Genomic DNA, 24,294 nt, shown 5'->3' on the forward strand with positions numbered 1-24,294 from the left:
GTTTTTGCCAAGCTTCCCTTACCTAGTACGTTTACCGCTTCGCCCGTTTCGTACATTCCGCTGTCAGTAGGAACGGCCCCTCCGGTGCTGCTGTTGCCGTTATACGTAACGGTGTACGTTGGGTTGGGCGTCCATTTCGCATACAGCGTCACACTCGCCATATCCAAAGTCAGCGTTGAGCCTGGCGCATAGTTCGTTCCGCTGCCATTCACAGCGGTGTTCCAACCCGCAAACGTGTAGCCCGTTTTCACCAAGCTTCCCTGTCCCAACACCGTTGCTGATGCGCCTATCCCATATGTGCTGCTATCTATAAGTCCAGTTCCTCCTGTACTGCCATTACCATGGTAAGTTACTGTCGAGTTTTCATATACCAGATTCACGTTGTCCCCTACCACTATAAACGTGTTGTTGCCATATTGAATATCAAGAAGAAAGTCAGGGACACCCGATGCACTTCGCTTCCAGCTAACTCCATCGCTGGAGGTCACAATTGTTCCCCCATATCCTACAGCTACATATCGGCCATTGCCATAAGTAATGCTACCTAATGATTGTGTTATGCCCGATGTTTGCACTGTCCAAGTCACTCCATCGGGTGATGTCACAACCGTTCCGGTGGTTCCTACTGCCACATATTGCCCGTTGCCATAAGTTACAGCCTGCAAATAATTGCTTGTATTCGATATTCGCTTTGTCCAGCTTACTCCGTCAAGTGAAGACCATATCTCACCATGCTGCCCCACCGTAACAAACTTATCACCATAAGTAACGCCATACATATAAGATCCACCAGCACCAGAAAGAATTTGACTAGTCCAAGATACTGCATCAGAGGAGGTCGCTACTGTTCCAAATTGCCCAGTGGCTACATACTTGCCACCCCCGTGAGCGATGCTTGATAAAATATTGCTAGTATTTGAGGTGGAAATTTCAGGCGCTTGTCCAGGTACCCAGGTTAGGATCGTCCCGGCCCCTCCCACCATCACATACTTGCCTCCAGCATAGGTAATATCGTTGAGACTTGCTGAAGTACCAGACACAACACTACCTAAGAACTGACCTCCACTATTGTCTAAAGAATAATAAAGTGACCCACTACTTCCCACAGCGACAAACCTGTCGGGTCCACGGGTAACACCGTTCATTATTGTACTCAATTGAGGGTCTGGCTTGCTCCATGCAGCAAAAGTAGAAGCAGGGTGAATCATTTCCAATAAAATAAGTAACGCAATTAACAAAGAAACATAACGCCGTTTAGTCATCAATCTCTACCTCCTAATCTACATTTTTTTATAATATGTACTTGCTTGATTTCTTTGTTCAATCTTTAAAAAGTGACTGTCTTTGATTAAAAAGACATATAGTCATATGTTATCAAACATGAATCAGCACTATAGCACCGCCATCAGCCGCCATGTTCCAGCTGCATGCAGCCGCTTTAGCCGCCCCTAGTATAAACGGCGTAATCATACTTACTATCAATGTTCTGCATCCCAGCAAGATACCTTACTCCTCCTTGTCATTTAAATCTTCTAAGAACTTAAATAACATCCATGACTACTCCGCCTCTAAACGTCCCTTGCTCCCATAAGAACGAAATACGGTTTGTATCATCCTTGCGGTAAAACACGCCTTGCCCGTCTATTGCTTTCTGATCCTTCAATCTTCAAATATGCGATTACAATTGGGGCTTACACTCACATATTTCAAAGGTTCCATGTACTTGCCTACCTTAAAACAAATCTATATTTATTATAATATTTGGAAAACAAAAAATGACCTACCCAATCGGGTAGGTCATTAACTAAATAGGGTAGGCGGACGCATCGGGCAGAATGACACGTCTAACCTGGTAATGGCAATTCAAATGCCAGTCCGAGGGAACATATGAACTTTGGTGGCATCAACCCATTACGTTTGCTAGTCCAGTAGCCATGTCACGACAAGCCCCTGCGATCGCGAAACTCTTGCGGAGTCATGTTCGTAAAGGCCTTAAACAGCTTTATAAAATGAGGAACAGCCTGATAGCCGATCACTTCGGCGATCTCGTATATTTTTTTATCGGTGCTGCGCAGCAAATAAGAGGCTAATTCCATCCGATATCGCATAATATAATCGCTCAGGTTATTTCCCGTTTCAGCCCGATATGCCCTCGACAAGTAAGCGGGATGAAGGCCGATATGCGCCGCGATCGTCTGCAGTGATAAGTTGCCGTCTGTGTTCACCCCAATGAAATGGTGGACCTTGTCAACTAAACCCGTCTGCTTCTCTGATGAATCTTTCGATTGCTCCCTAAGGCTTCGGAGCATGAAGAATGCCCACTTCTCTAACTGCTTAAGCGAAGGAGCAGCCGGCATGAGTCCGAAGGAAGACTCGCCGAACTCACTAAGCAGCTTCCCTTTCTTGTGCGCCATATACTGGTAAGCGTTGGCAATGGCAAAATAAGCTTCGTTCGCATGCTCGGGAGGATAGTTCTTGCTATTTAGTTCAATAAATATTTCGATCAGCTTTTCTTCAGCATGTACCCAGTTTCCCGTATCGAGCAAATGAATTAGAAGGGGCGGTCGATACAGCGAAGTTAACGTACCAATCTGAACCTGAGTGTGATTGTCAGCGATCCGCAGAAAGACGCTTTGCCGCTTCTCTTCTATTACCCTCATTCCATCGATTACGGATCGATACAGACCGGGAACGCCTTCAGGAAAGTGCGTCCAGTTTTCTGCCAGCACGATGGAAATGCTGCCGCTCAAGAGAGATTCCACCTTTTTCTTTAACGTTACCATCCGGGTGTCCATCCCATTCCGAAGGGCCTGCTCGTTCGCGCCTGTTCTATCTTTGGCCGAAACAATCATGACGAGGTATTCATTATGGTCTCGGCAAAACCATAAATGAAAGGCGTCTCGCAACATTTCCTCAGCCATATTCGTAACCGCATATTCGATCAGCTCTTTATCCACTCGCTCGTAATCTTGCAGCTTTCCCTCCAGCCTTACGATGAACAAGCCTACCTGCTGCTGCAAGGAGAATGGCAAGTTTAACAGGAAAAGCTTACGTTCGAGTTCGGCACTAGGGATACAATTACCGTACAATAGACGATTCAACAGCTCGCCTTGCAGCGCAGGCAAATTTTCACGAAAGGCGTATACATCGCGCTGCTGCTGTTGCTGCAGCTTCCGCTCACAAGCGATTTCTTCGGCTAGCTTTGCCAGCGTCTGCCGCAATTGGATCGGGTTTACCGGTTTCATCAAATACTCGGAGGTATTATATGGAACTACACTTTTCGCATATTCGAAATCCGCATACCCTGAAATAACGATAATTTTGACTTTACGCCCCATTTCGCGGATTTCACGAATCAGCTCAATTCCGTTCATTTCTGGCATCCGTATATCCGTAATAACGATGTGGATGTTTTGTTCCTGATATAGCGTTAGAGCTTCCCTACCGGAATAGGCTTTGTGAATACGGCCAATCCCCAGTTCTTCCTTCGGAATTGTAGCGGCAAAACTATCAACCTGAGAGGGGATATCGTCTACGATCAGAACTTCCAACATCGGAATCGCCTCCGTCCTTAATCATCAACGCCACTCGGAGCCCGCCTAGGCATGAATGCTCAACCTGAAGCCCCGAGGATTGTCCGAAGTAATGTCTAACACGCTGATGAACGTTTCGCATGCCGAGGCTTCGGTCCGAGCTTGCCTGCAGGGATAAGGAGTGCCTTAATGATTCCAGCTCTTCTTGCTGCATTCCGACCCCGTTATCTTCTACGGCGAGCTCCCAGCCATCCTCGGTTCTGCTGCCGGATATCATGATTTCGAATTTCCCTGCCTTGCCCTCCATACCATGCACGATCGCATTCTCGACAAGCGGTTGAAGCAGCAGCCGCGGCATCAGAATTGACATCATGCCAGCTTCAATATGTTCATGAAATTGCAGCCGTTCAGACTGCATCCGATGGATTTCCAAGTAATTGCGAATTAACTCCATTTCATCTGCCAATGAAGTTAATTGCTGCTCCGTTCGGGTCGTATAGCGGTAGTATTGGCTCAGATGCTGTGTAAAAGCGACAATCACGTTCGTCCGTTCCAGCTGTGCCATGCTTTGAATATAGGCGAAGTTGTTATACAAAAAATGCGGGTTGATCTGTGCTTGCAAATGCTTGAGTGAGGATTCCTTGGCGTGAAGCTCTTCTGCGTACACTTTATCGATAAGCGTCTGAATATCCTCGGACATTAGGTTAAACTGCTCGATCAAATAATGGAACTCGTTGGAGGGGCCGAGCTTGATACGATAATCATACGCGCCTCGCCTGAGCGATTTCACCGCCCGGATCAAATCGTTAATCGGTTTCTGTACATTGCGGTACAATAGCGCTGATGAGGCAATGCCCAGCAACAGCAATAGCAGCCCTGCGGCATAAAACATCCGTTTGCTGTGATCGATGGGGGCAAGCACCTTCTTCATCGGCTGGAAATCTACGATATACCAGCCTATAGAGTCTGAGATAACGTAATTCACCAGATACGGTTCATCTTTAAAGGTGATTTTGCTAGATCCTTCAGTTGGGTTCTGTACCCTAATGATGTCGAATTGCTCGACCATCGCATTAGCTAATTCAGGATCGAGATCCCGCGGGATAATCGGTTCAAAGCCCGGCTGGTAGAGAAAGGGATGACCGACCGTACCTTGCATAAACCTTTCGAGCATTTTCACAAGGTTATTAGACGTGAACGCGACCTCGACATACAAATTCGGATCTGCCTGTGTGGAAAGGGACTCGAAAGGCGTGATCAAATCTCTTACGAATGCTTTCTCCGGTCCCCGGTCCGACACGATGACCCGATAATCCCAACGTTCCTGTATGGCATCCTTGAAATACTCCGCATCGTAAATTTGCTTCAAATTCGTAGAAACGGCGATATCTGAAAGAGGTGAATATACGGTGAAATCATTCACCCATTCGAAGGAGTTTGATTGCATAGCGATCTTTTGCTGCAGAAGCCTCATCGAAGCGAGCTTGGAATAATCAGGTTCAGAGGAGGTCTTAAGCTGCATTTGCAGCGTATCCGGATCGGCCGCGATGACAAAAGCCGATCTCCACAATCGGTCCGCTTCGACGTCCATTTGGTCCACGAAAAATTGGATTCGATTCAAATTCATCTGAAGCAGCTCTTGTTCGACAACATCGGTGCTGGTCTTATTTGAAGAATTGTACATGACGATGATAGGGATAAGCATCAGGACGATCACGATCATGACTTTCGTGAAAATATTCATTTTTCCGACCGTGCCGCGTCTGATTTTATAAATAGGGCTCACCCGATTCGATCTTATTTTAGATAAGGCTATATTCCCTCTAGGATTTCACCGAGCCAAGAACGATGCCTTTAACGAAATACTTCTGCAAAAACGGATAAACGAGCAAAATAGGCAAAGCCCCGATAAAAATTTGCGCCGATTTGACGGTTCGATTAGAAAAATTGGCTACACTTTCCAATGTTACACCAACCCTCGACAGGTTGTCACTAACTATCATGGAGTGCAAATAAGTCGCTAGCGGATAGCCATCCGGATTGGACATATAGATCATGCCGTCGAACCATGAATTCCAATGAAAGACCATTGTAAATAAAGACAACGTCGCAATAGACGGCATCGACACCGGCAAATACACGCTCCATAGCACTCTCAGATGGCCAGCCCCATCGATATAGGCCGCTTCCTCCAGCTCCTGCGGAATCGTCCGAAAGAAATTGAGCATCAGAATCATATTCCATACACTGACCGCCGAAGGCAGCACCAATGCCCACATGGTATCGATCATTTTCAGCTTGCTTATGAGCACATATGAAGGAATCAGTCCGCCTGAGAACAGCATGGTAAAGACGAACACCCAGATGTAAATTTGACGTCCCGGGAATTTGTGAATGGATTTCGATAAACTATAGGCTGCCATCGTAATGACGACCATCGAGAGCACGGTGCCTAACACGGTTCGCTCTACTCCGGTCCACAAGGACTGGAGGAACATGACGTTGCTGAGCGTCTTCACATACGCATCCGTCGTAAAGCCAATCGGCCAGAAATTGACGATATTCGCTGTTGCCGCGGCCCGCGAGCTGAATGACAGTGCAAAGACGTGAAGGAGTGGCAGAATACATATGAGCGACAGCAGGCTAAGAAAGATCGTATTGGAAATTGTGAATACGGTGTACCCTCTAGAGCGATAGCGCATGGTCGTCCTCCTTAAAAAATACGGTAGTTGGCTAATTTGAAAGCCATTCTATAGCTGATTAAGATCAGCACGAAGCCAATCGCCGATTTGAATAGTCCGACCGCTGTTCCGAAGCTGAACTGCCCGTTGTTCAGTCCCTCCCTATAGACGAACGTATCAATGATATCTCCATGGGAATAGACCAGCGGGTTGTAAATATTCAGAATCTGATCGAATCCAGCATCTAGAATTCTGCCGAGCGATAAGGTCGCCACGACAATGACGATCGGCATCATAAGCGGAATCGAGATCAATTTCACTTGCTGCCAGCGTGTGGCTCCATCGATCTCAGCCGCTTCATACAAAGCCGGGTTGATGCCCACCAGCGTAGCGAGAAAAATAATCGCAGAAAATCCGAATTCTTTCCACGCGTCGCTCAGAATGACCGTAAACCGGAACCATGTGCCGTCGCCTAAAAAGAAGACACTCTGGATGCCGAATGAATTCAAAAGCCGATTAATGATTCCGCCCTCTGTCGATAGGATATCGATGAGAATTCCCCCGAGGATAACCCACGATAAAAAGTGCGGCAAATAAACAAACGTCTGTACGAATCTTTTAAAAAACGTCTTGCGAACTTCATTGAGCAAGAGAGCGAAAACGATCGGGACGATTAAATTCACGATTAGTTTGAATCCGGAAATAATTAATGTATTCCATATGATCTGCTTGCCGTCCGGGTACGTGAACAGGTACCGGAAATGCTCAAAGCCAACCCAAGGCGAGCCTTTAATGCCAAGCCATGGCTCATAATCCTGGAAGGCAATTACGGCTCCGAACAAAGGAACATATTGAAACAAGAAGACCAATATTAAGGCCGGCAATAATAGAACATGAAACGGCCAAGTTTTTCGCCAATACGCTGCCATTATGCATCCTTCCTATCTTCAGAAAAATAGAGGAGAAGCGAGCCAAGGCTGCCATCTCCTCCGTCATCGATGTTTCATTCTTCACATGTTGTCAGCGGTTATTATTGGTTTTTCGCATACCATTCGTTGACTTCGTCCGTGATCTTCTGACCACCGTTATCCAGCCATTGCTTCACGAATTCATCGAAGTACTCGACCGGCTTTTCGCCGTAAATGATTTTCAGATAGCTTTCCGTAGCGAGCTTCTTGAGCAATTCGCCTTTAGACTTCATCGTTGGCGTCATCGGTCCGGTAAAATAGTTTTTGCCTTCAGTGACGGTTTGGTTAATCCGAACGCCAGCTGCGTCAAGCTGTCTCTTCTTCATTTGCTTAGTGTCGAACTCCATAGCTGTTAAAGGTTCTGCGTTCGGATCGGCCAAATACTTCTTGACTGCCGCAATGTTGGAGTGCGGAATGCTTGTAAAATTGCCAAGAATATTTGTCATCATGAACCTGATATCCATTGTACCGCCGTCTTTCAGCGGCCATTGGTCTGCGGGTACGCCAGCCTCTTCGTAGCTGCCCTTAATCACTTTGCCGTCCAATTTCACATAGTCGTACCCTTCATGGTAGCCGTCTTTCCAACGCGGATCGGCTAATGGATCTCCTTCCATTTCCAATTTTTTCGCGAATATTTTGTTGAAGTACGCGAACCAAGCGTCGATATGTTTAAAGTCTTTATTGAAGACCGTAAAGCCTTGGGTCAACGGCTTCTCTGCACGGCCCACCAAGCCGTCCGGTCCGGATGGAAGCGGATAGGGCTGGAAGTCCGCATCCGGATTGTTTTTGGTCGCATCACCTAGCGGCCAGTCGCCCATCCAGAACGGGCCGAACATGATTCCGGCCTTGCCGCTGGCTGTCAATTCGGACGCTTTACCCGGGTCCTTAATTCCAGCTTCCTTATCCATGTAGCCATTGCTCATCCAATCCTTCATCTTTTGCAAATACAGCTTGGCATCTGGATGGATCGCACCATAGCTCAGCTTGCCGTCAGCTCCCTTGTTCCAGAACAAGCGAACATCGTATGTGTTAATCATTTGATCAGTGAGGGCGGCAACGATCGCGTCCGTCTGCCCCATCCAAGTCCATGGGCCTTCTTTCAGCGGCACTGCCAAGCCTATCGTGTCGTTTTTACCATTTTTATCGGGATCGCCCTCTGTAAACTGTTTGAGAACGTTCTCAAAATCATCAAGCGTTTTAGGCGCCTCCAGCCCTAGATTCGCAAGCCAGTCTTTGCGAATCCACATGACCGTACCTTCGTCACCCATGAAGAATGCTGGCAAACCGTAAATTTTGCCGTCCTTCTTCACTTCACCAAGTGCGTAGCTATACTTCTCCAACAACTTTTTATACTCAGGATGCGCGTATTTCTCGATAGCTTCGTCGAGCGGCATCAGTTTTTTTGCAGCGAGTAAGTTTTGCAGCGGGTCATTCCCTGCGGCGAATGCATCCGGCAGCTTACCGCCGCTGGAGAGCAGCAAACGCAGCTTCGTATCATAATCTTCCGGTTTCGTTACGATGAAATCGAATTTCACGTCAATGCCCATGTTTTCTTTCATCCAGCGGGTATTCGCATTGTCTTCCATTGATTCGCCAGGCTTGAAGGCATTGCCCCTGGAGGTCCCATCGTCTACGATGGCCGTCGTAATTGTAACTGGAGGGTCAAACTTCTGATTCCACTTCTCCGCTGTCTCTTCTTCCTTAGCGGGCTCCGTTGCGGTCGGACTGTTGTTTGAGGCTGCTGGGCTTGCCGTGTTCTGATTGTTGCTGTTTGTGCAAGCGGCTAATGTCGGTAACAGTGCAATTGCAATCGAAAGCGTTAATAACCTTGCAACCTTCACATATCGACTCATAAAATTCCCCTTTTCTTTAACATTGGTGGTACGCTTCAAATTATATGGATTTGGAAGAATGACGTATATATTCGATTTTTAACGTGATATCGAAAAACGTACATTCCTTGTCATTCGAGACAAAGCTTTTTTCCGAGACGTCGCATCCCATGGTTCTATGCAATGCCATTCAGATTGATGTTATTAAACAAAGAGGCCGCTAGAATCGTTTATCGATTCTAGCGGCCCATTTGTTTAATTATTACTACTCACTAATAGCACAAAACACTCGCTACTTATTATTGACTATTATTCTCGTTTGCTAGATTCAACATATTCAGAAGCATGACAACAGCTTCAGCTCTTGTTGTTTGTGCACGAGGATTGAATGTGTTCGCACCTGTACCTTTCACTACGCCGCGTTCTTCCAGAGCGGCTACTGCACTTTTTGCCCAGACTGGAATTGCCCCATCATCTGCAAAAGTAGTGACCGCATTAGGATCTAGCGACAACTCGAATGCCTTCCCAATCATCGTTGCCATCTCTGCGCGCGTAATATTTGCATTCGGCTGGAAGGTCCCATCCTGATAACCGCTAATAATGCCATCTTGCACCGCTTGTGCTACCGCAGCCTGCGCCCAAGTTCCAATGTCCGCTTTATCTGTGAAGGTCAGCTCCGCTCCTGCTTCCTGAGCGTTCAATGCTTTCATCAGCATCACGGTGAATTCTGCACGGGTTATCGTTTTACCTGGCTTGAACGTTCCGTCCACATAGCCATTCACAATGCCATCTTTTACTGCTTGCTTGATGCTTGCTTCAGCCCAGTGTCCTGCGATATCACTAAGTTCAGCAGGCGTTGTTCCCTCAGACACGGGAAGTCCTGTCGATTGGTCTACAACAAGAACCGCAAATTTCGTAAACTCGCCGGTTACGTCAACTTCTACCATTGTATTCATATTACTCTGGCATATTTTACACCCGCAGATGCTAGACGATTAACCTCATAAATGTTGCCCAGTTTTCTGTTGACCATCCAGATCATATGCGATCGAGATGATATGAGTCTCTCCAGGAGCGACCACAATATCCGCATACACATACGGACGGCCAAGCTTATCATAAGCGTCTGCACTTTCAATTACTGCACCATTGTGACACAGCTCACCTGGAGCTTCAGCCGCCTTATAGAACTCCGCCCGCCATACAAGCGCTTCGCCGGATAGGCTGGTGAATACGGTTGCCGTTTTGCCAGTATGCTTCACGCTAACCGTTCTTCCCAGCACGGGAACCTGCGAGATTTCCGCCCAAGCCAGCTCCTCCGTCAAACGCGAAACCGTAGTTATCGTTGTGCCTCCATCCCCTGAAATGCCCATAAGCTCGGAAACGACCGCGCCGACCGCAGAATAGGACACCTCAGGGTATTCGCGGCGATCGAGCGCTGGGTCCATCAACGCCTTCAGGCTGCGCAAGCCCTCACCGTCTTCTCCGCACCGATAATACGTCTCCGGCAAATAAGACATGCCCTCCACATTGGAGACGCCTTGCTTATGCATCTCGCGCAGCGCGCCCTCCCGCTTCTCTTTGTCCGCAATCGATTCGTAATAGAGAGGCAGAAATTGACCCTCGCCCGATTCTGCCGCGAGGAAGCTGCCGTCATGTCCCAGGGCAACGAAGAAGCAGCCGCCTTCCTTATTCCACCACTGCTGCTCCAGCAGCTCCCTGAGCCGGCCCGCTTTGGCCGCGTACTCCGCATATCCCTCGCTGCGACCTTGTATTTTCTCCATTTCGGCATAGGCCTGGTAGCCTGCAATCATAACCGCGATTAAATCTGCTCCAATCTTGGGATAATCGCCGGCCTCGTTGTAGCTGGCAAGCCCGCGCCTCCCATAAGAAGGGTAGTACTCCGGAATGCCGTCGCCGTCTTTATCCCATGTCTTCACGTATTCCGTCACCGACAAGCGATAGAAATTTTGCAGAACCGGATCTTCCAGATAGGAGCGGTCACCCGTCCATAAATATTGCCGATAGCATGCCTCAATCACATCAAAGTTGGCAGGGAGATTGTACCAGAAATCCCCGTCATTCTCGTAGTCCACCGGAGCTGGCTCGTTATCGCCCGTGATTTCCCAGTACGTGCAGTAATCTTTGCCCTTGCTTATATTCTCGGCAAAACGCTGCATCATATTGCGGGTATGTGCTTGCAAGCCGAGCACGGAAGCGCCCATGCTTTGATGAGAAATATCCCGCATGCAGAACGCTTCTCTCCCGGGCAAAGCCCCTTCATACCAAAGGCCAACGGGATCGCTTCCGTCATGAGCGTAAGCCAGTGCCTGCCCCTTTGCCCATTCAAAGCCTTGATTCAATGCCTCGTCATCAGAACGAAACGTTATATTGCTTGAGACCATCTTCATCATCGTTTATCCTTTCACCGAGCCGATCGTTAGGCCCCCAATAAAGTATTTTTGCAGAAACGGGTAAACGAGCAGAATCGGCACCGTTACCAATATCGTCGTCGCCGCGCGCAGCGTCAGCGGAGATAAGCTGTTGAACTTCTGGTAGATTAATTGCTGGTCCATAATTTGCTGGGAAGCTTCAACCTCCAGAAGCAAACGCCGCAAGTACACCTGCAAGGTATCGAAATGTCCGCTGGAATTATACAGAACGACATCGAACCATGAATTCCAATGCCCTACTGCGGCATAAATAAACACAGCGGCGAACACAGGGAGCGACATCGGAATGACAAGTCTAATATAAATGGTGATCTCCGTTGCCCCATCCAGTCTCGCGGATTCAAACAGCGCTTCCGGCAGCTCCGAAATATATGAGGCCATAAGCAGCATGAAATACGCGCTGATCAGCGTAGGAATCCAGTAAACGTTAAAGGAGTCCGTTAGCCCAAGCTTTACCATCAGCAGGTAAACCGGAATAAGCCCTCCGTTAAAATACATCGTGACGAGGAACAGGATACGCATAAACTTGCGCCCGGAGAAATGCCGGATGCTAACGATATAAGCAAGCAGTCCCGTCACGAACAGAGCGGTGGAAGTTCCCACTATTACGCGCAGCACCGACCAGCCGAAGCCTTCCAGCAGCTTATGGTTTTGCGACAGTAGGACATAGGCATCCAGCGAAAACTTTCTCGGGAAAATATAGATGCCGCCCCGCGCGGCATCTGCTCCATCGTTAAGGGAAAGGGCCAGTAAATTCAGAAAGGGATAAGCGACCATTGCGCCAAATAACAGCAAGACCGTAATATTCAAGACATCAAAAACGCGTTCAGATACCGGTTTGGATCGTGTGTTCATCCTATAGGCTCCTTTCTAGAATATCGAGGTTTGCATCAATCGTTTCGACAGCCGGTTCGCGAGCACCACCAGCGTAAGCCCGATTAAGCTCTTCATTAAGCCGACTGCCGTACCGTAGGAGTAATTGCCAAGCTGCACGCCGAAACGGTAGACATACGTATCAATAACCTCATGATAATCTCGGGTCGTTGGGCTACCCAGAAGCAATTGCTGTTCGAAGCCTGCATTTAGAATGCCGCCGAGCGCCAGGATGAACAGCAGTACGATCGTCGCCCGTATCCCTGGCAAGGTAATATGCCATACGAGCCCGAAGCGTCCCAGCCCATCGACTCTTCCCGCTTCATATTGCTCGCGGTCGATTCCCGCTATTGCGGATAAATAGATGATGGAGCTAAAGCCGATTTCCTTCCACAGGTTGCCAGAGGTGATAATGGCCCAAAAATATTTTCCTTCTCCAAGAAACAGGATTGGCTCTTGAATGAAGCCAAAGCGCTGCAGCAGGTCGTTTATGATACCGTCGCTGCCAAGCAGCGTAAACAGAATGCTGGCTACAACAACCCAAGAGATGAAATAAGGAATATAGGACAACGATTGTATCGTTTTCTTAAACGCGCGGTTCTTAACCTCATTTAATAACAGGGCAAGAATGATCGGCGCCGGGAAACCGATACAAAGGTTCAATAAGCTAATAACAATCGTATTACGCATAATCATCCAGAAATCAGGCTCTTGGAAGAAGCGGATAAAATTGTCGAAGCCTACCCAATTGCCAAACAGCGTCTGACCGGGAATGTAATTTTGAAAGGCTATGATTAAACCGTACATGGGAAAATAAGCAAAGAGCAGCACCCATAGGATAATCGGCAAGCTAAGCAGCCAAATTTGTTTCTCTCTGGAAAAGCGTCTAAGGTAGTTCATGATTCGGCTTCCCTCCAGCTCTCCGGTTTATTTCAGCAAAGCGAGGTTCTTTTTATATTGTTCCGTGCGGTACTTCTCGATATCTGCAAGTCCGATCTTGCTTGCTTTCTCCCGCAGCTCGTCGAAGTTTTTGATCGCTTCCGCTTCAGACTTGGACATTACCGCCTTCGCAAAGCCGGTTTTGATCAGCTCTTCGATTTGCTGGTTTTTAATCGTAAGTGGATTGTCATTCATAAAGCTCACGCGGCGCTCTGTGCTGTCGTAGATCGTATCGCCTACATTTTCATGCATAAGCTTTTTCCATTTGTCGTCCTGAATGAAGTTTTGGTCATACCAAGCCGTGCTCTTCTGGTCGTCGCTGAGCAGTCCCTGAGGGTAAGCCAGCCAGAACGAGTTGCTGCCGTTGGCGGCCTCCGTTTTCTCGAAATCCAGCTTGCCGTCAAGAAGCGCCTGCTTAGTCGTTTCAGTAAACGACCATTTTCCGCCCTCTTCATAGTTCCAGTAGGAATCCTCGATATTGGGAATTCCCCAACCAAGCAAGCGCGTACCCATTGGCGTCATCATAAAATCAAGGAACTTAATGATTTCTTCCGGCGACTCCGCTTTATCCGTCAATACTGTGTAGTTCCAGCCGTGAGTGTCCTTCGGCGACAGGTAAGCCTTCTCTGCACCTGGCGCTTTGAAAGCAATCTGTACGTAACGCTTGTCCTCTTTATAATCAGCATCCGTTTTGAGCCATACTTCATGTCCGGCATTCCATGACTGCCACCAAGGACCGATATGCCCCGCAATTCTCTCGCTTGAAAATTTAATTCTCCAGTCGTCGAACTTGTTGACGAACGCATCCGGGTCCATCATGCCGTCAAGGAAAAACCGGTTGTAATAAAGGACCGCTTGCTTGCCTTCCTCCGTATTCAGCCAGTGGGTCAAATTGTGGTCGGCATCCTCTTTGTAGCCATCCTTCAGTCCCCAGAAGCCGAGCGCATTGTTGATGTTCACATCGGAATTCCAAGACAGCGCGTACGTTTTCTCACCGTTTGCGTTAGTCGGATGCTTCTCCACCATCTGTTTAAGCACATTATAATAATCCTCAGGCGTTTCGATAGCCGGAGCACCTAGCTCCTGGTACCAATCCCAGCGGATATGGGCCGTAAAATCCGGAATCGGCAGGTAGCCCCAGCCACGCGGAATGCCCCATAGCTTGCCGTCTTCATCGAGGTAGGACTCGTAACGCGCGCCGAGCTCTTTTTTGATATTAGGACCGTATTGATCCACTAGCGGAGCCAAATCCAAAATTTTGCCTTGAGCCTTCCACTGCGAAATTGCGGAATCGTCCATGGCTGCAATGACCTCCGGGTAATCGCCGGATACGAGCATCAAATTCAGCTTTTCCTTCGGATCTACGTCCAAGGAGCTTCTCGTGATATCGACGTTAAACTTGTCCAGCAGATAGGTATGAAAGGCTGCTTGTTTTTTATTTATTTTATCGGGATTGCCCTGATCAGCCTGATAGAAATGAATTTTCGTTGTTTTAGCCGGAAGCTCCCAGCCGAACTCGTTCACCGAACCAGCCGCAGCCGTATTCCCTGGCGTTCCTTCTCCCGCTTGCGGAGCGTTGCCGCCGTTGTTTGTGTTCTTGCCGCTGCATGCTGACAGAATCAACACGGTGCTTAACAGAATGGCCATCAGTGTAGCCGCTTGCCGTTTCATAAGATGAATCCCCCTTGTAAAAGATGTGCTTGCCCCTTCATTGTAGTCAACCGGGAATTCGAATAAAATGGCATTTTCGTCGCGTGCATGTCGTTTTCATTATCGATGTTAGCGGTTTCATAACTTTCATAAATGCTGCATGTTTTTTCGATACTCCGATGGCGACAAGCCAATTTGCCTTTTGAACCGCTTCGTAAAATGAGGATAATCCGGGTAGCCGCAGCGCTGGCCGACCTCGTACGTTTTCAAATCGCTATGCTCCAAAAGCGCCTTGGCATGCTCCATCCGGATATGCGTAAGGTAGGCAATATAGGACATGCCCGTCTCTTCCATGAGCATATGGTAGAAATGCGTGGAGGAAATGCCGAGCGGGGCAAGCACCTTCTCCAAATGGAGCTCGGAATCCGAAAAGTTCGCCTTAATATAATCAATTGCCTGATGGATCACGCCACGCTTGCCCCAATTCCGCTTGTCCCTGATTTCATTTAGAAGGCCTTCCAGCCAAGCTTCAAAAGAGCCCGAGGCTTGTTGATAGCATTGGATCTCGTAAGGGAATGCCCACGCTTCATGCAGGAATTGCGGCAGCAGCCGGTTTCGGATCAGAGAAGCCGCATCGCGCAGCATCGATATACGTTCTTCCTGCATGACCCTATTATCGTCCATCAGGCCAAAGAAGCTGTTCATCTCTTGGCGCATACCCGGCTCATTGGCAATCCACAGCTCATGGCCGATCCGCTCTGCCGCCGAGCTGATCGGTACGATTAATTGATTTTTAATGATGGCCGTCTGCCTGGATTTCATAAAATGCTCGAATCGCTTGGCTACCAGCCCGAGCACCTGCTCCGGCTTCATCGGCTTTAGAATATAATCCACGACGCCATGCCGAAGCGCTTCCTGCGCATATTCAAACTCGCCGTAGCCTGACAAAATAATAATATCCATATCATTGCCGTCCTCGCGCAGCCGTTGTATAAGCTCGATGCCATCCATAACCGGCATGCTGATATCCGTTATAACCAGATGAGGCCGCTCCCGCCGGGCTAATAGAAGTGCTTCCTCTCCATCAGCGGCTTCCCCGACGATTTGGTAGCTTGCATTCGCGCTGGTCAAAATTTTAAACAAACTTTTCTTGCTCATCGCTTCATCGTCAACGAGAAGAATTCGGTAGTTCATGGCCGTCTCCTTTGCTTCCATCATGATGGTCTTCGAGCTTAACGGGCAGCAAAATATCAATACAGGTGCCGTCTACGCCGGATGCGGCGATGAACAGCCCGTAAGGCTCTCCGAACAGCAATCGTATTCTAGTATGCACATTCAGCAATCCGATAGACATTTTATTTGCTGTCGAGGGCTTGTGCTCCATCAGCTCCTTGATTGGCATATCAAACAACTGATTATAGGAATCGAGTACGTTTTCCGTCATGCCCTTGCCTCCGTCTTCCACGGAAACCAGGCAGCCGTCAGCCGTCTCAGTAGCGGATACCCGGACATAATTAGGCGGTATTTTATGCTTTTGAAAGCCGTGCTTGAAGCTGTTCTCGACGATCGGCTGCAGCATGGAACGGACGGACAACACACGTTTGCCCAGCTCAGAATTCATTTCAACCGAATAAGCCAAAGATTCGTAACGCTCGGCTTGTATGGATAGATAAGCCTCGATATGCTGCTTCTCATCCCATAAAGTAACCTTATCATTCGGATTTTGCACATTGTAACGGAACATGTCTCCAAGAGATACAATCATGCGGCTGATTTTGTCATTCCCCTCGACAATCGCGCTGGAATTGATAAATTCGAGTGTATTGTACAGGAAGTGAGGATTGATTTGTGCCTGCATCGCATGCAGCAGCGCCTCCTTCTGTTTCACCTCCAACTCTTTCTCCTTAAGCTCCGATACGTGAACGATCTCGACCAGCCGTTTGATTTCGCCGACCATCTTATTAAAGCCGCGATAAAGACTCCCGATCTCCGCGTTCTTGTTCTCCGGGGCACGTACGCCAAGCTCGCCCAGCTCTGCCCGCTTCATCAATCGCAGTAGCGTTAGCAGAGAGTTGCTGAGAGAGTACATGACTGCGCTTGCAACGACCATAACGAGAAAAAACAAGAACAGTGAAACGAACGTAGAAATTCGGCTTACCTTCAGCAGCGAGGAATTGAGCTCATCAAGGAGAACCTCGGAGAACAGCGTAAGCCCGGTGCTGTTGGAGCGAAAAAACACAACAAGCTTATTTCCTTCATCCGATGACATCGTAAATGTCCCGCGACGCTGGTCCCCCATTTCCTTAAGGTAATGCTCCGGTATACTCGTTTCTGCTCCATAGCCGCTCGGATGATAGGCTGTTTTCTGCTCGGGATCAGCAATCCATATATAGCCTGTTTTGCCGATTCGGACATTCTGGGTGATGTTAATCACTTCGTCCAGCTTCAAATCGACGATCAGCATGCCTCTATCCTCATCGCCATAATTCAAGCTGCTGAATTTGATGGCCATCGTAAGAAAGGTCGGGCCCTCCTCTTCGTGCTCCAATCCCATAATGACAAATTTACCTGTATCCTTCATCCGCTCATCATAAATAGCAAATCTTCGTTCTGCCGACATAAAGCTGGAGGAGGAGACAGCAATGCCTTTGCCGGTGACCAGCGAAACACCGTGTATGTCCTCTCTATTGGTCATAAGGGGATTCAGCAGCTTGCGTTCTACTTGCTCAGACAGCCGAAAGCGCTCAAAGGAATCCGACATCTTCCCATTTAAGAAATCCGAAGTCAGGTCATTCACCAGAACCGGATACATTAGCCGCTGGATTTCCTTGAAATACGTGTCCAAGTGATCATTCACCTGATTAACTAACTGATAGCTGGAGCCGATCGCATTCTCCTTAATTGCTTTGTATGATTTCTCATACCAAAACTGCCCAAGCAGCGGAAGAGGCACATAAAGCAGCAGCATTAAAAAAATAATTTTCTTCTGAAGCGAAGCATTCATGAAAAATCCCATATCGTCTGCCCCTTTATGCCATCCATAGTTATGAAGTTATGCTACCCATTATAGTGGATAATTTTGAGGACGAGACCGATTTACGTTTTCATCAAACGATTGATCATGATTTTGACATAAAACTGATGATTATGACATGAATTTTGGAGCCATAGAAGTTATGCCAAATGTACATATGAAAATGATCTATTAAAATCCAGGCACACATAGCACTCCTGCTAGGCGTACATAAATAAGACTGTCAGCTAATGATGACAGTCTTACTAAGACTACAGAAAAAGTTAATCATATAAAACGATTAACCGCCTAATGCTAATCGATTAGTCAATGATGCTCACTCGCCCCTGTTTAGCGGGGTTGAATTTTCACTTCTCTTCCAACTTGTTCTTTATATAATTGGGTAATACAAAAGAAGCACGAAATATTTCAGGATTTACATATTTCATTTCTTCCCATGGCAAACCATTTAAGTTAGCTTCGAGAGGATCCCACTTTTTTGAGGCAACCGTAATACTCCATTTTCTTTTGATTCTGATCAACTAAATGAAGATTCATGCTGCTGATAAACGTATGGATTGGATCATTGACATCTTCAAACGATTTGTCAAATAAAGAGAGAATGGATTTAACTACTCCCCCGGCGCAGCCAAGAATAGTAAGGTTTATTTTTTGATTGTCCAAGTTCCTCAACTCCTTTAAACCAAGATATTCATAGTTGATAGAATATGATCCAATCTATTACCTATCTGTAGAAGCTATCATCTAGCAGAGATTCTGGGGATTGCTAATTAATAAAAGAGGTTGGCATTACGAAGGCGGAGGTAACAATGACTTTAATTTATCTCTGAGTTTTCGTACTGCAAACTTCCTTGTATCCTCGTAGCTATCATATACGCATTCTTCTAAAATCTCATGAGGGAGAACTTTTCTTTTGGACATTCTGTAGATAAGAGCATGTCGGCAATATGAACACAGTGTTTGACTATACATGTAAATAAATACGGATGGATTAATTTTAACTGATCGGTTGTCCAACAAATTCTCAATGTCCATAAAGACACCATGCCACCGGCCATCCTCGTATGTTACGGTCAAGCCTTGAATACCTTCGAGTAACAAAGCTTCATCTTCAGGCCGATAGCAATAACATATAAGACTTAGAGCATTTGCAAGTTCCTTCTTTTGTTGCAGAAGATGTATTGCGAAATCATGTATTCTATCTGAGACAATATGCTTCATCATCTCAAAAGCAACATCACGTATCGATTGATTTTCACTTTCTGCAAGCTCAAAAACATACGCCTCACCTAGAGGAAAACGAACCTTCCTAAAGATCCACAGTAATTCTAGCTTAATCTCTAGATTTGATTCTTCAATAGCGTATTCCGCTAGCTTTAACAACTCCTCTTCTGAAGCCACTTTCGCAAAACGGAGTGCAAGCCCTCGGCTTCGGCTTCGTTTTTCTCTTGATGCTTGAATCAGTTCTTCTAATGTTGGTGTACCAATACTTGGCTTACTAGGATTCATGTCATCCGATACGGAGTTTAGAAAGGCTTTTACAGCATCAGATTTAATCGCATTGTTCTGCAAATAGGAAACGACACGTTTATTCCCAAACTTATTCTTCGCATAGGAGTAGAACCAATCCATATCAACAGGCACACCTTTCCTTAACGCGCTCTCACCAAGCTGCTTAACAATGCTCTTGAATGCAGGAAATCCACCTAGTGATGTCAGCCTTACACAAAGCCATTCTAGGTTATTCTTAACTAATTGATTAGGGCGATATGAAAGTAATCCAAGCATTGCGTTATATTTTTGGTATAATGCTTCCCTTGCTCTAGTGCTGCCATCTTCTGAAAATAAACATAAAAGCTCACACAATTGATCAAATAACCATGTATCTATATTCTTTTGCATAAACTTTTGAATGATTGCCTCTTCAAAAAAGCTTTTATCTTCATATAGACAAATAGCATGATATAAAAAGATGCCACGTCCACCTTCGCACTGCATGTCATAGCTTTTGGTACGAAGACAAGACCATAAGACAATATCTTTATACTTTTCACGATTTCCACATTCTTTTAACTCCATATAAGCATGACCCAGACCCCGTTTGAAAGCCTCTTTGAATTGCGTTAGTGAACGAATTCTTTTTATCATTGAATGAACTCCTTTTCAATTCAAGTAGCAATAAGCAACATTCCCATATTAAGATCGTGTAACCCGATTCAAGTAAGCAAATAACCACGCTAAACAAACAAGAGATATCCCAATTATCGAAGATAACTGAGAAACCCCTTGTTTCATGAATAAAGCTTGTGACATCGCAGAGCTTTTAACTATTTATCAAAATGGCCAGCCTGGGAAACCTCCACCGCCACTATCATCAGAGTAGTCGCCAAGAATTATGTCGTAGGTTACCTTCTGTGCAGGCATTGGGAGTGAACGAATATAAAGATTTTCCCTAGCTGCATTTTATCATAGTAGTTAAGGCCATTAATGAAACATAAAGAAAACTTTAACTTCACACTTAAGATAAAACCTGCCACAGAAACAGACTGCAAAGTTAATTGGATGTAGCTTGTAAATGAGGATTTTATCACCGCTATTAACACATTTTCTTTTTATGATGCTATCATTAAGATAATTAACTAATTTAAGCGCATCTTGTAGATTGGGGTCAACTTCATCATGAGGGATATTCTTCGATTCGGTTCTCGTACTATCTTGCTTTACATAGCTGTTGTCGTTGTTCTTGGTTTGATAGCATGCTATGCCGTTGTATTGGCACCGGACTCCCCTGAGATTCAAAGTAAAGAAGGTATTCTAGATTTAACGGAGGATCATGTTAGTAAGAATCCACTAAAGTTACAGGGGGAATGGGCGTTCTACTGGCAAGAGCTGCTTTCGCCTGAGGATATACGGAGCCATATCGAAAAAGGGGGACAGGTTGATCGATATATCAACATTCCCGGATCCTGGCTAGGCTACCCGCTTAATGGTCAAGAGCTGAAAGGAGAAGGTTTTGCAACATTTCGGCTGGTCATTGAGCTTAGCAAGCAGGATAGGAATGAGCGACTTGCTCTGCGGCTGCCTTCTATATTTCATGCGTATAAATTGTGGGTGAATGGAGAACTGCTGGCAGAAGTCGGTGTGGTTGGCCTAGACAAGAGTGGCGTGAAACCGCATCTGGCAACGAAACTGGTGTTCTTCCAGCCCGAAAACGACACGATAGAGCTTGTTATGCAAGTAGCGAACTTTCATCATAAGCGAGGCGGTATCACCCAGTATATAGAGCTAGGTGGCAGCAACGTGTTAACGGTCAAGACAAATCTGAAAGTTGCCACAGATATGTTCATAACTTCATGTCTGCTGGTTATTGGATTGTATAATCTGCTGTTGTTCGTGCTGCGACGCAAGGACAAGGCGCCGTTGTATTTTGGACTGTTCACCGTGTTGTTCGGCATCCGCTCCTTGTTGAACGGCGAAGTCATGATTACACAATTGCTTCCTCATTTTCCGTGGGAATTGCAGTTCAAGATCGAGTATTTTATTCTTTGCATCAGTGGATATATCATCACCATGTATTTTGAATGCATTTTCCCGAATTATGTGTCGCGATGGTTTCGTCTTGGCACCCGTATCGCAACCGGCGCACTCTGTCTAATTGTTGTGATAACCCCTGCACTAATCTATTCAAAAATGTTACTGGTGATTGGTGTAATCGTTGTTCTGCATATGGTTTATCTGATGGTGGGGCTTGCCCAAGCGGCTGTGCGGCGTATAGAAGGAGCGCTGATCTTCCTGCTCGTGTCATTGGTTACTCTCGTTACGGTTATCAACGATTTTTTATATTACAACGAATTGTCGCTAATCGGAAATACATCTCCGTTTGGTCTGTTAGTATTTACGATCGCACAGATGATTCTGCTTTCTTCAAGATTTACGAGGGCAGCAACGAACGAAGAGAGGATTGCACATGAGCTGCAGGAAGCTAATAACAAACTGACTGAAATGAATAGCAATTTGGAGCGGATCGTGATGGAGCGCACACATGCGTTATCCGCAGCTCACGAGGATCTCCGTACGTCGTATGAGCGGTTACTCCAATCCGAGCAAGGGAGGAAGAAGCTGCTGGCCTACATTACGCATGATTTGCGCATGCCGCTGTCCAGCATGCTTGGTTATGTCGAAGCTGTGAAGGACATGGTTAAGCCGGAGCGCAATGAACAGTACCTGAAGTATATCCGAGATAATACGATAAGGATTAACCGCATGATCGAGGAGTTGTCCTTCTTGTCGCATCTGGAGACGGGACAAGTAGCGTATCGAATGGAGCCTGTTTATGCCCTTGACTTCTTGCGTGGTTTTTTTGAACAATATGAGCTGGTTGTGCGTGACGCAGGGCTGGGTTTCATACTCGATATTGAAGATATGGAAGATCAACGACCTGACTTGCCTGTTGTCGAGATAGATGCTCAAAGATTCGAGCAGGCTTTGTTTAACCTAGTGTCGAACGCGATGAAGTTCACCTCTATTGGTGGGATGGTGCGTCTTGCACTAGCCGTGGACGAGGCGCAAGATACCCGCTCTGCGATAATTAGCGTACAAGACTCTGGCATGGGTATTCCCCCAGAGCAGCTCGAGCAAATCTTCGATCGAAATTACAGGTATGATCGATCAGGCATGGAAAAGGAAGTAGAGGGCAGCGGACTCGGGCTGGCGATTTGCAGGGAAATCGTACAAGCGCATGGAGGGGCGGTTCGAGCGGAGAGCGATGGCAAGACGGGGTCGATATTCTATATATCACTGCCTTTGTATTCGAAAAGCAGGAAGGTGACAGTATGAAGGAAACGTACAAAATTATGATCGTCGATGATGATCCCCATATTTGCGAAATTGTTCAGGTGTATTGTGAGAGGGAAGGTTTCATATCCTCCTACAGTCATAACGGGACAGAAGCTATGGAGCTGCTTGCGTCTTTCGAGCCGGATTTGATTGTACTGGATGTACTGCTGGCTAATGAAAACGGCATTGACTGGTGCAGGAACGCACGTATTCACACGAATGCGCCGATCGTGTTTCTGAGCAGTCGTGAGGAAGACGAAGTGAAAATCAGCGCATTATCCTATGGCGGCGACGATTATGTGACCAAGCCGTTTAGTCCGGGGGTACTCATGGCCAAGATCAAGGCTCACCTTCGCAGAGTGTCGAAGGGCAGAAGGGAACAACTGCTGGAGTTACCAGGTTTGACGCTGGATTTCTATGCACAGTCCGTCAACATGGGTAGTGAGCCCATCTATTTATCGAAAAAAGAGTTCAATCTACTGTCCTATATGGCACAAAACGTTAATCGTGTCGTCAGTGCCGATGCGTTGTTTCAGCTCATCTGGGGAATGGAGAGTCTGGAAGATACAAGAACGGTCGCTGTACACATCAGTAATTTACGAAAAAAAATCGAAGCAGATCCTGTCAATCCTGAGAGAATCATTACGGTTCGAGGTGCCGGCTATAAGCTGGTTGCCAGCAAGCCCGAACAAAGTGATTAGGTTGGCAATAAACACGACTGCCGCTAATACACTAATATTAATCATTTTTAAGACAAAGCGACAAAAGCGAAGTGGGGACAACGGAAAAAGTCTTGCACGGCGAGGGATTCAAACAACCGAAACTTAATCGTATTTCGCAACACCTTATTTTTATAATCGCTCTCGTCCTAGTGGTGCCCTGAAGCCAATAGTTCACAGCCTTCGGGGCACCCCTCTTATCATCCATTACAATACTGGCGGTTACGCCCCACCTGACCTCAGTGAGGCATACTTGCTTGATTGTAAGAACTCGCGATGAGCTTCCTGAATCGAGTTCGTACGCATCTGCAGCTCCTCGGAACCACCCTGCTTTAGTTGCCCGGCAATTTGCATCAGCTTGAACGTGTTGTAATAGTTCGCATCCGCTTTGCTACGACTATTCTGCAATGCGTACTCATACGCTTGGCGTTCCATCGAGAGGCTCAGTGCTTGATCGTGTAGACTTGGATCATGTCGCTGCAAGTAGTCCATTTCGTCGGTGCGCAGCTTCTTGCCCAGCATGAGTATATTTCGAATAGATGCCAATTGCGACTGACCCTGCGTCGCGCGTGCGTCCTTGTATTGCTGCATCGCTTTGAAATAATCACTGACCGGCTGCACGGATTTTATATTCACGCCATTCCCTCCTAATTACAAATGTCGTCATATGCAACGATGCCTTGGTCCAAGTATCCGGCTGCATCTACCATCTCAAATGACAGCTAACTCTTCTTCGTCAAAAACCTACTAATATTACTTCTAATTTATCATAGTAG

The 24,294-nt window shown here is 46.7% G+C and carries 19 protein-coding genes; 2 read left to right on the top strand and 17 right to left on the bottom strand.

Going from position 1 to position 24,294, the window contains the following annotated elements:
- The 16 genes from AB4Z29_RS25090 to AB4Z29_RS25165 form a co-directional block, all read right to left on the bottom strand.
- Nucleotides 1-1,262, bottom strand: a 1,262-nt coding sequence (locus tag AB4Z29_RS25090; RefSeq protein WP_441945715.1) for an InlB B-repeat-containing protein, incomplete at its 3' end; no start/stop codon positions are given.
- A gap of 278 nt (nucleotides 1,263-1,540) precedes the next feature.
- Nucleotides 1,541-1,663 carry a hypothetical protein gene (locus tag AB4Z29_RS25095; RefSeq protein ID WP_441945716.1) on the bottom strand — a complete coding sequence of 41 codons (123 nt, stop codon included), beginning with the start codon at nucleotides 1,661-1,663 and terminating at the stop codon, nucleotides 1,541-1,543.
- 274 nt (nucleotides 1,664-1,937) lie between these two features.
- Entirely contained in the window at nucleotides 1,938-3,554 is a 1,617-nt protein-coding gene (locus AB4Z29_RS25100; protein WP_441945717.1) for a response regulator transcription factor, read from the bottom strand.
- Nucleotides 3,511-5,319, bottom strand: coding sequence for a sensor histidine kinase (locus tag AB4Z29_RS25105; protein ID WP_441945718.1), 1,809 nt, complete (start codon nucleotides 5,317-5,319; stop codon nucleotides 3,511-3,513). Before AB4Z29_RS25105 ends, AB4Z29_RS25100 begins: the two co-directional genes overlap by 44 nt.
- Before the next feature lie 37 nt (nucleotides 5,320-5,356).
- A complete protein-coding gene (locus AB4Z29_RS25110; RefSeq protein WP_441945719.1) occupies nucleotides 5,357-6,235 on the bottom strand; it encodes a carbohydrate ABC transporter permease in 879 nt (292 codons plus the stop codon).
- An 11-nt stretch (nucleotides 6,236-6,246) separates the two neighbouring features.
- A complete protein-coding gene (locus AB4Z29_RS25115) occupies nucleotides 6,247-7,143 on the bottom strand; it encodes an ABC transporter permease (RefSeq protein WP_441945720.1) in 897 nt (298 codons plus the stop codon).
- A gap of 101 nt (nucleotides 7,144-7,244) precedes the next feature.
- Nucleotides 7,245-9,035: an extracellular solute-binding protein gene (locus tag AB4Z29_RS25120; protein WP_441945721.1), complete on the bottom strand. Its 1,791-nt coding sequence runs from the start codon at nucleotides 9,033-9,035 to the stop codon at nucleotides 7,245-7,247.
- Nucleotides 9,036-9,313: 278 nt separating this feature from the next.
- Entirely contained in the window at nucleotides 9,314-9,970 is a 657-nt protein-coding gene (locus AB4Z29_RS25125; protein ID WP_441945722.1) for an S-layer homology domain-containing protein, read from the bottom strand.
- Between the two features lie 45 nt (nucleotides 9,971-10,015).
- On the bottom strand, nucleotides 10,016-11,428 hold the full coding sequence (locus AB4Z29_RS25130; RefSeq protein ID WP_441945723.1) for an MGH1-like glycoside hydrolase domain-containing protein: 1,413 nt from the start codon (nucleotides 11,426-11,428) through the stop codon (nucleotides 10,016-10,018).
- Between the two features lie 3 nt (nucleotides 11,429-11,431).
- Nucleotides 11,432-12,322, bottom strand: coding sequence for a carbohydrate ABC transporter permease (locus AB4Z29_RS25135; RefSeq protein WP_441945724.1), 891 nt, complete (start codon nucleotides 12,320-12,322; stop codon nucleotides 11,432-11,434).
- A gap of 15 nt (nucleotides 12,323-12,337) precedes the next feature.
- Nucleotides 12,338-13,240 (bottom strand): ABC transporter permease, encoded by a 903-nt coding sequence (locus AB4Z29_RS25140; protein WP_441945725.1) that lies wholly within the window; start codon nucleotides 13,238-13,240, stop codon nucleotides 12,338-12,340.
- A gap of 27 nt (nucleotides 13,241-13,267) precedes the next feature.
- Nucleotides 13,268-14,950 carry a sugar ABC transporter substrate-binding protein gene (locus AB4Z29_RS25145; protein WP_441945726.1) on the bottom strand — a complete coding sequence of 561 codons (1,683 nt, stop codon included), beginning with the start codon at nucleotides 14,948-14,950 and terminating at the stop codon, nucleotides 13,268-13,270.
- A gap of 126 nt (nucleotides 14,951-15,076) precedes the next feature.
- Nucleotides 15,077-16,123: a response regulator transcription factor gene (locus tag AB4Z29_RS25150; RefSeq protein WP_441945727.1), complete on the bottom strand. Its 1,047-nt coding sequence runs from the start codon at nucleotides 16,121-16,123 to the stop codon at nucleotides 15,077-15,079.
- The gene (locus AB4Z29_RS25155) at nucleotides 16,098-17,945 is read right to left on the bottom strand and encodes a cache domain-containing sensor histidine kinase (protein ID WP_441945728.1); all 1,848 of its coding nucleotides are present in this window, start codon (nucleotides 17,943-17,945) and stop codon (nucleotides 16,098-16,100) included. The genes AB4Z29_RS25150 and AB4Z29_RS25155 overlap by 26 nt, the downstream gene beginning before the upstream one ends.
- A gap of 471 nt (nucleotides 17,946-18,416) precedes the next feature.
- On the bottom strand, nucleotides 18,417-18,626 hold the full coding sequence (locus AB4Z29_RS25160; RefSeq protein WP_441945729.1) for a hypothetical protein: 210 nt from the start codon (nucleotides 18,624-18,626) through the stop codon (nucleotides 18,417-18,419).
- A 126-nt stretch (nucleotides 18,627-18,752) separates the two neighbouring features.
- Nucleotides 18,753-20,111 carry a hypothetical protein gene (locus AB4Z29_RS25165; RefSeq protein WP_441945730.1) on the bottom strand — a complete coding sequence of 453 codons (1,359 nt, stop codon included), beginning with the start codon at nucleotides 20,109-20,111 and terminating at the stop codon, nucleotides 18,753-18,755.
- Nucleotides 20,112-20,642: 531 nt separating this feature from the next.
- Between AB4Z29_RS25165 and AB4Z29_RS25170 the strand changes: the two genes are divergently transcribed.
- Both AB4Z29_RS25170 and AB4Z29_RS25175 read left to right on the top strand, forming a co-directional pair.
- Complete coding sequence (locus AB4Z29_RS25170) at nucleotides 20,643-22,799, top strand: ATP-binding protein (protein WP_441945731.1); 2,157 nt, start codon at nucleotides 20,643-20,645, stop codon at nucleotides 22,797-22,799.
- A complete protein-coding gene (locus AB4Z29_RS25175) occupies nucleotides 22,796-23,500 on the top strand; it encodes a response regulator transcription factor (protein WP_441945732.1) in 705 nt (234 codons plus the stop codon). The genes AB4Z29_RS25170 and AB4Z29_RS25175 overlap by 4 nt, the downstream gene beginning before the upstream one ends.
- 240 nt (nucleotides 23,501-23,740) lie before the next feature.
- Here the strand turns inward: AB4Z29_RS25175 and AB4Z29_RS25180 are convergent, their stop codons facing one another.
- Nucleotides 23,741-24,154, bottom strand: coding sequence for a hypothetical protein (locus AB4Z29_RS25180; RefSeq protein WP_441945733.1), 414 nt, complete (start codon nucleotides 24,152-24,154; stop codon nucleotides 23,741-23,743).
- Nucleotides 24,155-24,294: the final 140 nt, after the last annotated feature.

Origin of the sequence: Paenibacillus sp. 2TAB23 (assembly GCF_052115165.1) — a bacterium.
GTDB lineage: Bacteria > Bacillota > Bacilli > Paenibacillales > Paenibacillaceae > Pristimantibacillus.

Coding starts and splice junctions, on each gene's coding strand:
- AB4Z29_RS25100 (WP_441945717.1), bottom strand. CDS start 3,554: ATGTTGGAAGTTCTGATCGTAGACGATATCCCCTCTCAGGTTGATAGT.
- AB4Z29_RS25110 (WP_441945719.1), bottom strand. CDS start 6,235: ATGCGCTATCGCTCTAGAGGGTACACCGTATTCACAATTTCCAATACG.
- AB4Z29_RS25115 (WP_441945720.1), bottom strand. CDS start 7,143: ATGGCAGCGTATTGGCGAAAAACTTGGCCGTTTCATGTTCTATTATTG.
- AB4Z29_RS25120 (WP_441945721.1), bottom strand. CDS start 9,035: ATGAGTCGATATGTGAAGGTTGCAAGGTTATTAACGCTTTCGATTGCA.
- AB4Z29_RS25125 (WP_441945722.1), bottom strand. CDS start 9,970: ATGAATACAATGGTAGAAGTTGACGTAACCGGCGAGTTTACGAAATTT.
- AB4Z29_RS25130 (WP_441945723.1), bottom strand. CDS start 11,428: ATGATGAAGATGGTCTCAAGCAATATAACGTTTCGTTCTGATGACGAG.
- AB4Z29_RS25135 (WP_441945724.1), bottom strand. CDS start 12,322: ATGAACACACGATCCAAACCGGTATCTGAACGCGTTTTTGATGTCTTG.
- AB4Z29_RS25140 (WP_441945725.1), bottom strand. CDS start 13,240: ATGAACTACCTTAGACGCTTTTCCAGAGAGAAACAAATTTGGCTGCTT.
- AB4Z29_RS25145 (WP_441945726.1), bottom strand. CDS start 14,950: ATGAAACGGCAAGCGGCTACACTGATGGCCATTCTGTTAAGCACCGTG.
- AB4Z29_RS25150 (WP_441945727.1), bottom strand. CDS start 16,123: ATGAACTACCGAATTCTTCTCGTTGACGATGAAGCGATGAGCAAGAAA.
- AB4Z29_RS25155 (WP_441945728.1), bottom strand. CDS start 17,945: ATGGGATTTTTCATGAATGCTTCGCTTCAGAAGAAAATTATTTTTTTA.
- AB4Z29_RS25165 (WP_441945730.1), bottom strand. CDS start 20,111: ATGATAAAAAGAATTCGTTCACTAACGCAATTCAAAGAGGCTTTCAAA.
- AB4Z29_RS25170 (WP_441945731.1), top strand. CDS start 20,643: ATGAGGGATATTCTTCGATTCGGTTCTCGTACTATCTTGCTTTACATA.
- AB4Z29_RS25175 (WP_441945732.1), top strand. CDS start 22,796: ATGAAGGAAACGTACAAAATTATGATCGTCGATGATGATCCCCATATT.